The following is a 13,139-nucleotide window of genomic DNA, read 5'->3' as shown; positions in this document are numbered from 1 at the left end:
CGCCTAAGTTCCTTCAATTGGTCTACACCCATTCCGCCATATTGCTTGCGCCAGCGGTAATAGGTTTGCTCCACAACGCCGATCTGTCTGATCGCATCCAGACGCGGCATCCCTTGCCCCATCAGAACTTCAACCTGCCGCAACTTCGAGACAATTTCTTCCGGCTTCGGTCGCTTGTTTGCCATTCTTGGTCCTCCGTTTCCTAATCTTAACGGTGGGCCCATTCAAATGGGGAGGCTCACAAGGCCGACGCCACATGCCACATCGATCGCCGTCTCGTTTCGGGCGCAAGCCCCAAAGCGGCGAATGCATTTGGACGGTTGGCGGCGGAAGCGCTGTTGGAGGACGTGTGGTAGACGGAAACCGGTGAGGTGCGCATGCGGACAGCCTCGGCACTCCAGCTGAACTCGGTTATTATGCCTGATGATCCTTCGTTGCCATCAAAACCTCAGAGACAGGCATGACATGCCGCCATCCAACTTGGCGCAATCGGTGTTGTCGATTTGGACGACCTCATACCCAGCCTTGTCCAAAACATCTGCAGTGCGCGGGAAACCGGCCGCCATGAGCACCAGATTGTTGAAACGTATTGCATTGGCGGCCGCTTCTTCACCGTCGGCAACATGCAGAACCCGGTAACCTTTAAAGCACCCGGACGCATCCAATCGCTTGGTTGAAAGGATGGTCTCGGCATCCATCAGCGAACAATCTGTCTTGAAATGCAACACGCCTTCAGGCGTAAATACCTCGCGCAAAGCATGGCCCCACTCATTGGCGATTTCCGCCAGCTCGGCCACTCCTGCAGCGTCGGTTCGATCCGAGCGGCCGACCAGAATCTCCTTTCCGGTCACCAGGATGTCGCCTCCTTCGATATGGCCGGGACCTTTGATCTCGCGGACGTCGTTGTAACAGGCACGGATCGTCGACGATATCTCTGCCACCTCGCCTAGGCGGGAGGGCGCGCCAGGTCGCATCAGTATAGCACTTTGCGGTAGGCACAGCGCAGTGTCCTCGACGAACTGGGCGTCCGGGTACGCTTCAAGTGGATCAAGCTCGATGACTTCTGCTCCGGTGCTACGCAGAGCGCTTACATAGGCCGCATGCGCAGCCAGCATACCGTCCAGGCTAGGACTGCCGATGTCCTCGGCACGCAGGCCTTCTGCAACAGTCGAGGCAGGCTTGCGAGTTATGGCACGGGTAAATTCAAAGGTGGGATTTCGCATGATTCACTCCTGATCCGGACGGCGCCCGGCAATATCAATTTCCAGAATCGAGGGGCCATCTTGGGCATTGGCTTCCGTCAATGCAGCTGCAACAGCTATTGGGTTTTGCCGAACGCGCTTGTAGGGGACGCCAAACGAGGCAGCAGTGGCCGCAAAGTCAGGTGGGGTTGGGTCGCAACCGATCACCTCGACGCCCACGCCTTCCATGGAAGTAGCGATTTCGCCATAGCCATGATTGTTCCAAAGAACAAAGGTAATGCGCAGGTTTTGGTCCACTGCGGCCATGATCTCGGGCAGTGAGAATTGGGCACCTCCGTCTCCAGCGATGCAAATCACTGACGCCTCAGGGTCGGCAATCGCGGCACCGATGGCGGCCGGAATACCATAGCCAAGCGCTCCGTATCCAGTGGCCGCATTGAACCAACCGCCGGGACGGTCGTGGTCATAGTAGAGGTTGCCTGCATAAATCGGCTGAGTAGAGTCTCCTACAATAAGCGCATTCGGGACTGCTGCGCGTATGGCCGCCAGAATCCCGACTTGAGCGCGGTAGTCCAAACCTATCTCTTCGAACGCCGCAGCGCGGGTTCTTTTCGCGCGGTCCATTCCATCTCGCTGGTTGGATTTTCCGGGCAATGCCGACAGCAACGACGAAATAGCCTGATCGGTGTCACCCTCTATGGCTATTGCGGCTTCGTGACGGGTCAGTTGATCCGGGCAAATATCCACTCGTATGAGCCCCGACATAGATGCCATACCTCCCGTGGCATACATATCATAGTCCGTTGGGCCCAACTCGGTTCCCAAGGCGAGGACGCAATCGGCATCTTCGATCAATGTCCGGACCGCTTTTAAGCTCGGACTAGCGGGGACAGTCAGTGGGTGCCCATGCATCAAACCGCGCGCATTTACGGTTTGTACGACAGGTGCATCGAGCCGCTCTGCCAGAGTTTGTAGATCTTCTCTGGTCATTTTCGCTCCGCCACCGGCCAAGATGACGACTTTTCGCGCGGCCGACAGCCGGTCAACAGCTTGTTGGACTAAGTCACTGTCCAGTGCCTGATGAGGATGATCTTTCGAAGGCAATGCGCTTTCAGCGGCTAACCCTGCTATATCCAATGGGATTTGGATATGGGTGGGGCCCGGGCGTCCAGCGGAATAGGGTGCAAACGAGCGATCCAATGCAGCGGTCAGATCACCGGGCTGGTCCACATGTTCGGACACCAGCGCAACAGTCTTGGCGAGCGTGTGTTGGTTGGGCAGTTCATGCAAGTGTCCAAGACCCTTGTTTAGCGTGCTCTTCTCGTTGACGCCGGAAACCACCAGCATCGGAACGGAATCCGCCCGGGCCTGCGCCATCGGCGTCAGTGTATTTGTAAGGCCGGGTCCTGTAATCACAAAGGCAACGCCCGGCTTGCCTGAGACACGCGCATAGCCGTCAGCCATAAAACCTGCACCTTGCTCGTGCCTTGGGGTCACATGCTGAATGCCCGAGGCAGCAAGACCGCGGTAGAGCTCAACGGTGGGTGCTGTCAGACCAATTCGAACTCGTCTCTGCAAGGACAATATGACTGCCCTTTATGCCTCACCGAGACCGCGCCACTCAGCAAGAGCAGCGGCGCGGTTGAGTTTGAAATTCGTTCGACTTGACAGGCTGCGTTCCTGATTAAAGTGATTGTAGACCGAGGCGTGAACAGCGGCGAATTTCTGCAAACTTCGCATACGCCGGAAGCGAAGCATGGCTCGCTCTCGTCGTCGAAACGGCAGGTGCGAATTCTCCACTCGGTTATTCAGCCAACGACCCATTTCCTGCTTGTCTGCGACGCCAATCTCTTTGAGCGCAGCGCCATACGATGCCAGCCCGTCCGTGACGACCACCTCAGGTCGACCGTGTTTGCGCATTATTTTCTTTAAGAATTTCAACGCGGCTTTCTTGTCACGAGTCTTCGTGACGAAGCTTTCCAGGACTTCGCCTTCATGATCGACGGCCCGCCAAAGGTAGTGCCGCTCTCCGTTGATCTTCACGAAAACCTCGTCCAGGTGCCAACGCCACTTGCTTGATTTCATACCAGCAATACGTCGATTCCGGATCTCCGCGGCAAACATCGGGCCGAACCGGTGCCACCAGTATCTAACGGCTTCATGGCTGACATCGATGCCCCGTTCGTGCAGCAGATCTTCCACATTGCGAAGGGACAGGGGGAAACGGACGTACATGGCCTGTCTTACGATCTACGACCCTTTATCTCCGGCTACCGAAAATTCCAAATCTTCAATTTTCAATGACGACAGTCGCCGATGAAAACCAGCGCAGGTCAGTTCCGAGCCCCAAAACGGCCGAAAAAAGGCGATGCCTCGCAGTTGGTGACGCCTTTCACGCTTTGACAGCCTAAACGAAGTTCTATCTCCAGTCGCAAATCGAAAAAACTGGAGTCAACCTTCTGGCGTATACCAGATCGGCGAGGTGTAGGCGCGTTCCTGATGCTTCAAGACGCCTTCAGCCGGAATCTCTGAGCCAAGCTTGACACGGTCATAGGCAAGCCACGTTGGCGTGGGAATTTCCAGGATGCGTACATAGTAGAAGGCGCTGCTGGACGGATCGAAATCTGGGTCTTCCCAATAGGCTGCCAATGCCGCCTCTCCAATAGTGTTGGTATAGGTCGCGGTATTCAGATCGACAGTGTCTCCTACCGGGCGGTCGCAGCGATTGTTGTCCGAAATCGCTCGTTCGTCCGAGCAGGCCACGTCGTATATCCGTTCCTGAGACACTCCGTTGGCATCAAGCCAACCCTTCACAATCTGGATCCGGTCGAGGTTGGCACCATTTGGATCACGCAAGGCGCGGACCATCAGTTTGGGCGCGCGCCCCTCGGGTGCCGCGGTCATGTCGCCGCCCATGGGCACACCGCTTGCATATCCGATGGTGGCAAAGTCCGGCTTGAACACATCGTCCTCCGTGAAACTCCATCCGGCGAAGACCCTGAGCACCGGTCGCGTGCCGGTAGAAGCATATACCTCCTTGCGGGCCATCGCGTCCCATATCGCTTTTCGGGTATTCTCCCGAGCCCAAACACCGGCCAGCGCTCCAGCCGTCGTCTCCCAGTGTTTGACCTGAACGCCTCCGTCACCATCTGGACGTCGATCTGAAACAACGTCGTCGTCATAGCGGAATTCTCCAGTGCCCGGCTCCACCCCGGAGAATTTTCCAAAATAGTTTTCTTCACGCGTGCCGGCAAGTGAAGTGTGGGAGTCGCTCGATCCGATCATGCCGAATTTGAAAGGGTTGATGCCAAGCGCTGCCTGCTGCTCCAGGCCGAGCTTCAGCGCACTGCGGGCGTATTCATTTGGCAGCATTTCGGGCGTCTTTGCTTCGAAGCCAAAGTCGCCTTTGTCCCAGTTATGGAATTCCGCGAACTCGTCCTCGGGCGAAAGGAAAGGATGCGCTTCTCCATCGCCTTTGCCCTGAGTTACCTCGTAGATTGGTTCCCAACGCATCCGCCGTTTTGCATAGGCCGCGTCGATTGGCTCGCCAGCTCGGGTCTCAACGTCAAACATCAATCCATTAGATAAGTTACCGTTATGTGGGATTGCGAGTACCTGCCCGCCGGTCCTCTCCTCGTAACCTTCAAGGTAGTTCCACAAATCCTCTGGATCTTCGGAATCATACGCGGAGAATGGTAACACTAGCTTCACACGGTCGTCGTCATCCCGGAACAAAACCACGCGGTGTAGATTCTTTACGTTAGGAGACGAGGTCCACTCAAAAGCATGCAATGAGGTGAAGACACCCGGTTCATTGTGGAGTTCGACGGTATCAATGAGCCGTTCCCACATGTTCCTTTGCAACGCAACGTTTGGCATTGGGTTGATGCCGGTCGCCACCCCTTCTTCGCCCCACTTGCCATAGGCGCCATAGCTGTCCCCGGCCTTGACGAGATCGTGTACTTCCTTGCCCCATCGGTCGCGAAGCAGCGCCGCGTCCGACTCCTCAATCATTACAGCCAAGCCAAGGTTCTCCGCGTGATCCGCTACGACGAGAAAATCAAGTGGCTGGATCAGGCGCGCCTCCACGCCAGACGAGGATACAACTTTCTCACCTTTGGCGAACCGTAAGGCAGTGTCAGGAGGAAGGCGATTTCCGATCATGCCTGCATCGGTCGAGTAAGACGTGTGTAAATGCGTATCGCCCCAGAAAACTTGTGTGGGATGCCCGCGGTAGAGATACGGGGAATACTTCGCTGCGCCGATATTTACATTGTCCTCGGTGATCGACACGTCAGCTGCAATCGCGGTGGTCGATGCAAGGCATACGCATAAGCCAATCGCCGCGATTTTCATTTTCAAAGGTTTCACTTTCTCTTTCCCCACAAAAGTTAGAGCTGATTTTCAACGCTTGGTCGCCATTTGCATTGGCAATATCATTGGCAAATGCTTAAGACTGTCAGCTGCAGTCATTTGGGGGAAGAATTGGTGAAGAAAGACAGTTATGTTGAGTTGAGCTGCGAAGGCTGGCTATCGGGCGTACCGGTTGAGTTTGGGAGGGAACTCGTCTCGCTCGGAGAGTTACGGAAGGCGAACACTGGAGAGTACGTCCATCGAGCCGGTAATCCGCAGGACGGGTTGCGTGGCATCGTCTCCGGAGCATTTGCTATTGAAATGGCGCCATTTGAGCGCGGACCGAACCTTCTACATCTCTTTCGATCGGGCGATTGGATGGGAGAAATTGAATTAATTAAAGGATTGCCAAACGTCGTATCAGTCAAGGCCACCCGCCCTAGTGAGTACATTCACATTGCAACACCTGATATCAAGAAGTTAGCGTCTGCTAATCCGGAAACTTGGCGTTGGATCGGTTCATTGGCGGCAGAACATCTCCTAACCGCGATGGGTATCATGGACGACTTGACTATCCGTGACCCGAGCAGGCGCATTGCAGCCTTACTGTTGCGTCTTGCGGGTGTTAGGAGCATCGATAGACCCATCGAACCCGAACCGGAAATCGATGCAACACAGTTTGAACTATCCCACTTTACTACGTTGTCGCGCGCTACGATTGCAGGGCACCTCGACCGATTTGAGAAAGCTGGATTAGTCGCACGTTCTTACGGCAGAGTTAAGTTAACCAATACCAAAAAGCTGCGTGAACACCTGGCAACGTACTAGCTGCTCCAGAGTTGAGCGTTTTGAAAATCTCAAGCAGGCGCACCGTTAGTGTGCATCTGAGCCGAGCAGAAACATTCCGATAACCAAAAGTATCAAACCTGCAATACCGTGGATGCTGAGGTTTTGATTGAAGGCCATGACGCCGACAAGCAACGATCCGATAGACCCGATACCTGTCCAGATAGGATAGGCAATACCAAGCGGCAGTCGCGTCATCACAGCATAGAGAGTAACGAGGCTCGTGATCAGCGCGATCAGCGTAAATACGCCAAGTGTCCACGAGAATCCAAAGCCAAGCTTCTTGAGCCCCGTCGCCCAAACGACTTCCAGTCCACCAGCGATCAGAAGATAAATCCAAGCCATTTTGACCTCCATTTTCGCAGGTCGTCCTGGCTTATGCCCTGTCACGGCCGAGTCGTCACGGCAGGTTACGAGCGATGAGATAATCGTAGGATTACGAGTTATCAATTTGTCAGTCAGCAACCAAGCAGTTTAAAGCGGACATTCAGTCGCTAGGTGCCCATGACGGCAATGTCCGCAGAGCGGTCGTTCATACAAGGCGCAGCGAACGACTGCATTGAGCCCAAAGTGCGCATTCGTAATTTGCGGACCACCGGCCGCGAACTGCCTAGACCGGACCTTCAACGCAGTCTCGATTCCAAAATTCTGCAAAGATCTAAGGCGACGTTCAAAACGGTCTTAGGTCAGTCTTTCTCTATATCACGGCAAGGTAGCTTCAAGCCCGAAGCGGCCTCGACTGGGCTGGCTCTTGCAAGCCAACACTGCCCATTTCCTGCCTATACTTCCCGGGTGACATGCCTTCCCATCTTTTGAAGACCCGGCAAAATCCGGAAGACTCAGCAAACCCAATCCGGTTTCCTATTTGGGCCATCGTCAGGTCCGTTTCGCTTAAAAGACGTCTCGCCCTTGCGTAACGACATGCGTCCAATTCTTTGTGGAACGTCGTCTTGTGCTTTGCGAATTGTCGCTTCGCCCCACTCGGGCTCAACGAAATCAGTTTGGCGAAGGTCTCAAGGGTTATGTTTGGATCGCTCTGATGGAGTTCGAGAAGCATCGACACCTGCGACATGAAGCTCGTGTCGCGGACATCGTTGATTTCCGGTGTCTGGCTGGCTTGGCCCTGATCGAGCAGCAACAACCACGTACTGGGGAAGCGGAACTCTACACCGGAACGTGTCCCCCGCATAACGCGGCTCGCTGAATGTATGTCTTTGGGCAACGCCTCAGGATCGCAAATGCGCGCCTTAAACGCAGCAGCGTCCCATGCGTCTCCGCAGCATTCGCGCAGCAAGCGGTACAGGAACCCGGCAAAGTACCCGTCCGCTTGAACTGGATTGCTTGATGGGCGAAAGGATCTTTGTGAGCGCAAGGTTGCTTCACGCCCTTTCACGACCAGTTCGTAGTCGGCAAGAGTGGTCAGGCTTTCGGCCTCAATAACCATCGTTGTCAGCAAGTTCCCTAGTGTTGCCTCGCCCATTTTCAGGTTTTTCAGGTTTGGAAGCGTTTGGATTGCCGCACCCGAACCTATGTGAAATCCGAGAAACGGACTATCAACGGCTGCTGCAACCCTGTCTATGAAATCGTACCAACTCTGACCGGACATCATCTTTTTGCCTTCGAGAATGTCGGCCGACGTCACGCCACTTGGTTCGAGCATAGTGGAGGTGTCGGCACCGTTTCTCAGGGCGACGGCGAGAAAGGGTTGCGCCATGGCGCACACTACGACCGGGACTACAGTTTGTTTTGTTTTTTGCTTCATGAAGAGTGCACTTCAGCTACGTTCAATGTGGGTCAAGTATCTTTTACCTGACCGGTTATGAACGTGCATGTTTCAGCGCGCATTGCAATTCTATTCTCGGCAGAAGGGTATCCGAATCCCGCGTAACCTTGTGCCCGCAAACGTATAACTGAGACAAGGTTCAGACAAATGGTACGGAAACATTGCGTTGCGCTAACTGCAATTTGAATAATTTGGGAGACTTCCTCGAATGAAACTTAGAATAAGAACGATCATTGGATCCATCACGGCTCTATCGCTGAGCTGCTCTTTGGTGTTTGCTCAGGACGAAGACTTTCCAACATTGTTCACCAACGTGAATGTTTTTGACGGTGTGAACGACCAACTTATTGAGAACGCAAATGTGCTGGTGGTCGATAACCTTATCGCCACGGTTTCGGCTGAACCTCTCGTAGCGGCGAACGCCCAGATCATTGATGGTGGCGGGCGGACGCTCATGCCTGGCCTGATCGACATGCATGTGCATCTGAACATGCAATTTGTCGGCTCAGGTAATGACCGCGCCATTCAGGGCGCGCAACTGATGACTTGGGAAGAGCTGGGCGGATTGGCCTACGCAAGCGCGCAAGAATACCTGCCAGCGGGCGTGACAACGGTACGCGATCTGTGTGGCACGTCGTCCGGTCTACAGAAACACATCGACATCGGCACCCTGACCGGGCCGCGCATCTATCTGTCGGGGGCTTGCGTCAGTGCTTCGTCCGGTCACGGCGACTGGCGTTGGAACCCGAATGTGCTGAGCGGTGAAAAATCCTATCTGGAAGGGCTGGGCCTGACCACGCTGGCCGACGGTGGTGACGCGGTTTTGAAAGCGTCGCGCAACAATTTGGCAGGGGGTGCAGATTTCGTGAAGATGATGTCGGGCGGCGGGGTCACTTCAGAGCGTGATCCGCTGGATTCGATACAAGGCACGCCCGAGGAATTGGCCGCGATGGTCAAGGCAACCGGTGATTTCGGCACATATTCGGCGGTGCACGCTTACACAGACATCTCGGTACAGAACGCCATCCGCGCTGGGGTGGTGTCGATTGAGCATGGCAACCTGATGTCCGAGCCTGAAACCTTCAAGATGGTGGCCGAGGCCAATGCTTGGGTAGTGCCCGCAATGGCGGCGTTTGCACCGGATATTTTGGAACATCCGTATTACGGCAATCCTGCTCTCCCGGCTTATGCTAAAACCGCACGGGTCAACAAGAACGGCGAGGCATGGATTAAGCTGGCCAATGAATACCGGATCAACATGGCATTTGGTTCCGATTCCCTTGCCGTTACACCTCCCGCGTGGCGACAAACTCGCGACTTCCAGATTACCCAGTGGGGTCGATCATTTGGCAACTTACGCACATTGCAGGCTATGACGTCGGATGCGGGCAAACTGCTGGCACTTAGTGGCATCATGAACCCCTACCCGGAGGGAAAGATTGGCGTGATAGAAGAAGGTGCCTACGCCGACATCATCTTGGTGGACGGCGATCCGCTGGAAGATCTCAGTGTGATCGGGGCATCCGAGTCTATGTTCGGATCTGCGCCGCGCCCAACATCCTCCGTCGATACGATCCCGTTCGTGATGAAGGACGGCGTGATCTTCAAGAACACACTCAACTGAGTGTCGCGCGGGGTGTTTGATACCTCGGCATCTCGCGCATCCAAATATCACCCCCAAGAAAGGTTCGATAATATGATGTTTCACAATACCATAACCACGGCAACGATGGCGATGTTGCTCTCTGCAACAGCTGTTTTTGCGCAGCAAGAGCCGCCGTCCGTCACCCTGTTCAAAAATGTCATGGTATTCGACGGAACCACTGACGGTCTTTTGGACCGCGACGTTCTTGTCGTTGGCAACAAGATCCACGCCGTTGCAGAAGACATTCCCGAAGCGGACACCTGGGAAGTCGAGGCTGGCCCGACCGGACCATTGTATTCGTCGGTGTATTCGTCGGCCAATGGTGGCGGTTCGGGCTATACCTTTATCGTCGACGGCGAACAGGGCCAAACAACGGTCGAACTGTCGCCCAAGGTCATCGACGGCGGCGGACGTACTCTGATGCCGGGGCTGATCGACAGCCACGTGCACCTTAATCTCTCCATGGATCAGGGTCGCGTTGGCATGGAAAGTTCCCGTTGGGACACGATGGCCTCTTACGGTGCGGCATCCGCACTCGAATGGTTTTACGATGGCTTTACCACTGTGCGTGACATGGGCGGCATGGCGAACGGGCTACAGCAAGTCATCGACAAAGGCCTGATTGAAGGTCCCCGCATCTATCTTTCTGGGGGCACGATTTCCCAGACGGCAGGGCATGGCGACATGCGTCTGGAGAGTCAAAGCGAACCGGAATACAGCAGCCTTGTGCGCAACGGTATGAACCATATCGCAGATGGACCGCAGGAAGTGCGTAAAGCCGTGCGCAAGAATTTCGGTATGGGCGCAACCCAGATGAAGATCATGATGGCGGGTGGCATTGCCAGCAAAGCAAGCCCGTTTGTGTCAGGTCAGTTCACCGATGAGGAAATTCTTGCTGCAGTGGATGAGGCCGCGAGCCGCGGAACCTATGTTGCGGCACATCTCTATCTTGACGAACACATCAAGCGCGCGCTGGATTTAGGCGTCATGAGCATTGAGCACGGTCAGTTCCTGTCAGAAGAAACAGCCAAGCTTATGAAGGAAAAAGGCGCGTTCATCGCCTCCTTTCTTGCGTCTGTGCAGAGCGATGCGATCTTAACCCATCCGGTTTACGGCAAACCCGGCACATTCGAGGCTGCTCGCACGATCATGATGAAGGAAGGCTCAGCCGGGTTCGTCGATGTGATCAGAAAGGTGAAACCCAACCTGGTCTTCGCAAGCGACATGCCCAGCACCAATGGGATGGCTGCAAGGCATCAACGCGACCATGAGAAGTGGATTTTTGCGGACAGCTTCGGAAATTTCGAAGCCTTGAAGGCGATGACGTCAATGGGTGGCGAACTGGCAATGCTTACCGGTGATCTCAACCCATATCCAAGCAAGCTGGGCGTGATCGAAGAAGGCGCATACGCCGACATCCTGTTGGTTGACGGCAATCCGCTGGAGGACATCGCCGTTGTTGGCGGAAATTCAAAATGGTTTGACGCAGAACGCCGCATGCGTGGCATCGAGACCATAAATCTGATCATGAAGGACGGCGTGATCTTCAAGAACACACTCAACTGAGTGTCGCGCGGGGTGTTTGATACCTCGGCATCTCGCGCACCATTTTAAAAGGAAGACGATTATGAGAACATTTCTATTGGCCGCGGTTCTTGCGGCCACGGTGTCGATTGTACCGGCACAAGGCAATGCGGCTGACCGCACGTTTTTGTTTATCGGAACTCCGAATGGAACCGCTTGGGAGATGCTGATCGCTTCACCGGCGGATCGTGAAGCATCCGTGCGGGGTGGGATTGAAAAACTGGGCGGCGAGCTTCTGAGTTATCATTGGGGGCTCGGCGACGGTAAGAATTACATCACCGTTTCTCTGCCTGACGACCCCACCTTCATTCAGGCGTTTTATCTCAGCCGGATGGGTGACGGATTACTGAATGATTACAATATGATAGAGATGATTAGCAGTTCAGACATGGCTTTGGCGCTTGAGCGTGTAGAAGAGGTAAAAGCCGCAGATGACCTTAAATGACTCGTATTTCAAAAAACAAGTTTGAATGGTGTGTGGCGCTAGCGGCCGTTCTCTTGATGGCGGCCACTTCCACGCAAGCTCAACAAGAGTCTGGAGTACTTGCACTTGAAGCCGCAGCGGGCGCATCCATCGGCGGCCCAGCTTCAGCGCAAGCGCAACAAGAACAAGATCGGCTGCGGCGACTGGAAGATTCCCGCTGGCCTTCCTTGGATCGAACACTTGATCCAGCAGAGAAAAGTTTGGCAAATTTTCAAAAGAATACGGGCTTGTCACTGTCTTTCGATTACCAAGCTCTCTATCAGCAAGCCTCTAATAGTCTGACCGATGTTGACCAATCCGCATCTGGTCAGTTGCGGATGATTGGAAATTGGAATCTGGTTAACCGAGAAGGCGAGAATCCCGGAAGCTTGGTGTTCATTCTCGAGAACCGACATCTGTTAGGACAAGAAATCGCCCCTTCAGGTCTCGCGGGCGAAATCGGTTATGCTGGTGCAACAGCAGTAACTTTTGGTGATACAGATACAACCCTATCGGTTGCTTATTGGTCTCAAACACTCGCCGATGGTCGTGCTGGATTGGTGGCAGGTCGGATCGATCCGGGAGACTACAGCGATATCCTTGGCTATGTTAATCCGCGCACCACATTCCAAACTATTCCATTTTGTTTAGCCCCGTTCTACCGATCCCAGATCCAGGTTTCGGCTTGGGTGGCGGCGGGTTTCTGACAGATCAAATCTACGCACTGGGAGTTGTGAGTGACGCCAACGGCTCACTGACAGATGTCGAGTGGTTCCCTGGTGGAACAGAATTGTACAAATATGCAGAAATCGGCTGGACCCCAGAACCCTCCAAACGCTTTCTAACCAATTTTCATCTTGGGATGTTTCATGTGGATGAAAGAACAGATGCGGGCGTCCCGAAGAGTTGGGGCGCCATGCTGGCGGGCAATCACACATTTAACAATGGCCTCATGGTCTTTGGCCGACTTGGTTGGTCCGACGGGGCAGCGCCAATCGCTCGCCGCGCAGTTAATGCGGGTTTGATGTGGCGGCCGGGCTACTATGATGACTTGCTTGGACTTGGAGTAACCGTTGCCGATCCGTCCGATAGCAAACTGGAAACACAAACGACCATAGAGGCGTTCTACCGTGCGGACCTATCGGACAACCTCGCCCTGACGGCCGATGTTCAGTACCTCAAGAACCCTGGTTTCAATGAGGATAACCCGTTGGTGTTTGGTTTGCGTATCAGGTTCAGTATGTAAAATTGGTGTGAGGAACT

Annotated in this window: 13 protein-coding genes; 6 read left to right on the top strand and 7 right to left on the bottom strand. The window is 54.5% G+C overall.

All coding sequences use genetic code 11. The features are described from left to right. The 5 genes from RUA4292_RS01985 to RUA4292_RS01965 form a co-directional block, all read right to left on the bottom strand. Positions 1-185 (bottom strand): transposase (locus tag RUA4292_RS01985; RefSeq protein ID WP_058276079.1); only part of this gene is annotated, 185 nt, incomplete at its 3' end. 255 nt (positions 186-440) lie between these two features. Further along, the gene (locus tag RUA4292_RS01980; protein ID WP_058276078.1) at positions 441-1,223 is read right to left on the bottom strand and encodes an arginine deiminase family protein; all 783 of its coding nucleotides are present in this window, start codon (positions 1,221-1,223) and stop codon (positions 441-443) included. Between the two features lie 3 nt (positions 1,224-1,226). Continuing rightward, positions 1,227-2,786: a 5-guanidino-2-oxopentanoate decarboxylase gene (locus RUA4292_RS01975; RefSeq protein ID WP_306346051.1), complete on the bottom strand. Its 1,560-nt coding sequence runs from the start codon at positions 2,784-2,786 to the stop codon at positions 1,227-1,229. Positions 2,787-2,798: 12 nt separating this feature from the next. Continuing rightward, positions 2,799-3,437, bottom strand: a complete 639-nt coding sequence (locus RUA4292_RS01970) for an IS6 family transposase (RefSeq protein WP_058276076.1) — start codon at positions 3,435-3,437, stop codon at positions 2,799-2,801. A gap of 216 nt (positions 3,438-3,653) precedes the next feature. Further along, positions 3,654-5,573: a DUF3604 domain-containing protein gene (locus RUA4292_RS01965; RefSeq protein WP_199519973.1), complete on the bottom strand. Its 1,920-nt coding sequence runs from the start codon at positions 5,571-5,573 to the stop codon at positions 3,654-3,656. 75 nt (positions 5,574-5,648) lie between these two features. Between RUA4292_RS01965 and RUA4292_RS01960 the strand changes: the two genes are divergently transcribed. Further along, positions 5,649-6,383 carry a Crp/Fnr family transcriptional regulator gene (locus RUA4292_RS01960; RefSeq protein WP_058274447.1) on the top strand — a complete coding sequence of 245 codons (735 nt, stop codon included), beginning with the start codon at positions 5,649-5,651 and terminating at the stop codon, positions 6,381-6,383. Between the two features lie 45 nt (positions 6,384-6,428). Here the strand turns inward: RUA4292_RS01960 and RUA4292_RS01955 are convergent, their stop codons facing one another. Continuing rightward, positions 6,429-6,746 carry a DMT family transporter gene (locus RUA4292_RS01955; RefSeq protein WP_058276082.1) on the bottom strand — a complete coding sequence of 106 codons (318 nt, stop codon included), beginning with the start codon at positions 6,744-6,746 and terminating at the stop codon, positions 6,429-6,431. Positions 6,747-7,119: 373 nt separating this feature from the next. After that, positions 7,120-8,163: a helix-turn-helix transcriptional regulator gene (locus RUA4292_RS01950; RefSeq protein ID WP_058276074.1), complete on the bottom strand. Its 1,044-nt coding sequence runs from the start codon at positions 8,161-8,163 to the stop codon at positions 7,120-7,122. A gap of 229 nt (positions 8,164-8,392) precedes the next feature. Between RUA4292_RS01950 and RUA4292_RS01945 the strand changes: the two genes are divergently transcribed. The 5 genes from RUA4292_RS01945 (at position 8,393) to RUA4292_RS01925 (ending at position 13,122) form a co-directional block, all read left to right on the top strand. After that, positions 8,393-9,808, top strand: a complete 1,416-nt coding sequence (locus RUA4292_RS01945) for a metal-dependent hydrolase family protein (RefSeq protein WP_058276073.1) — start codon at positions 8,393-8,395, stop codon at positions 9,806-9,808. 72 nt (positions 9,809-9,880) lie between these two features. Beyond that, positions 9,881-11,395, top strand: a complete 1,515-nt coding sequence (locus RUA4292_RS01940; protein WP_145974822.1) for a metal-dependent hydrolase family protein — start codon at positions 9,881-9,883, stop codon at positions 11,393-11,395. Between the two features lie 61 nt (positions 11,396-11,456). Next, positions 11,457-11,858 (top strand): GYD domain-containing protein, encoded by a 402-nt coding sequence (locus RUA4292_RS01935; protein ID WP_058276071.1) that lies wholly within the window; start codon positions 11,457-11,459, stop codon positions 11,856-11,858. Continuing rightward, positions 11,855-12,583 carry a hypothetical protein gene (locus tag RUA4292_RS01930; RefSeq protein ID WP_058276070.1) on the top strand — a complete coding sequence of 243 codons (729 nt, stop codon included), beginning with the start codon at positions 11,855-11,857 and terminating at the stop codon, positions 12,581-12,583. The genes RUA4292_RS01935 and RUA4292_RS01930 overlap by 4 nt, the downstream gene beginning before the upstream one ends. 26 nt (positions 12,584-12,609) lie before the next feature. Then, positions 12,610-13,122 carry a carbohydrate porin gene (locus RUA4292_RS01925; RefSeq protein WP_145974821.1) on the top strand — a complete coding sequence of 171 codons (513 nt, stop codon included), beginning with the start codon at positions 12,610-12,612 and terminating at the stop codon, positions 13,120-13,122. Positions 13,123-13,139: the final 17 nt, after the last annotated feature.

The organism is Ruegeria atlantica (assembly GCF_001458195.1).
In the GTDB taxonomy this organism is placed as follows: domain Bacteria; phylum Pseudomonadota; class Alphaproteobacteria; order Rhodobacterales; family Rhodobacteraceae; genus Ruegeria; species Ruegeria atlantica.
The sequence above is the reverse complement of the archived record's forward strand: the minus strand, read 5'-3'. Positions and strand labels throughout refer to the sequence as shown.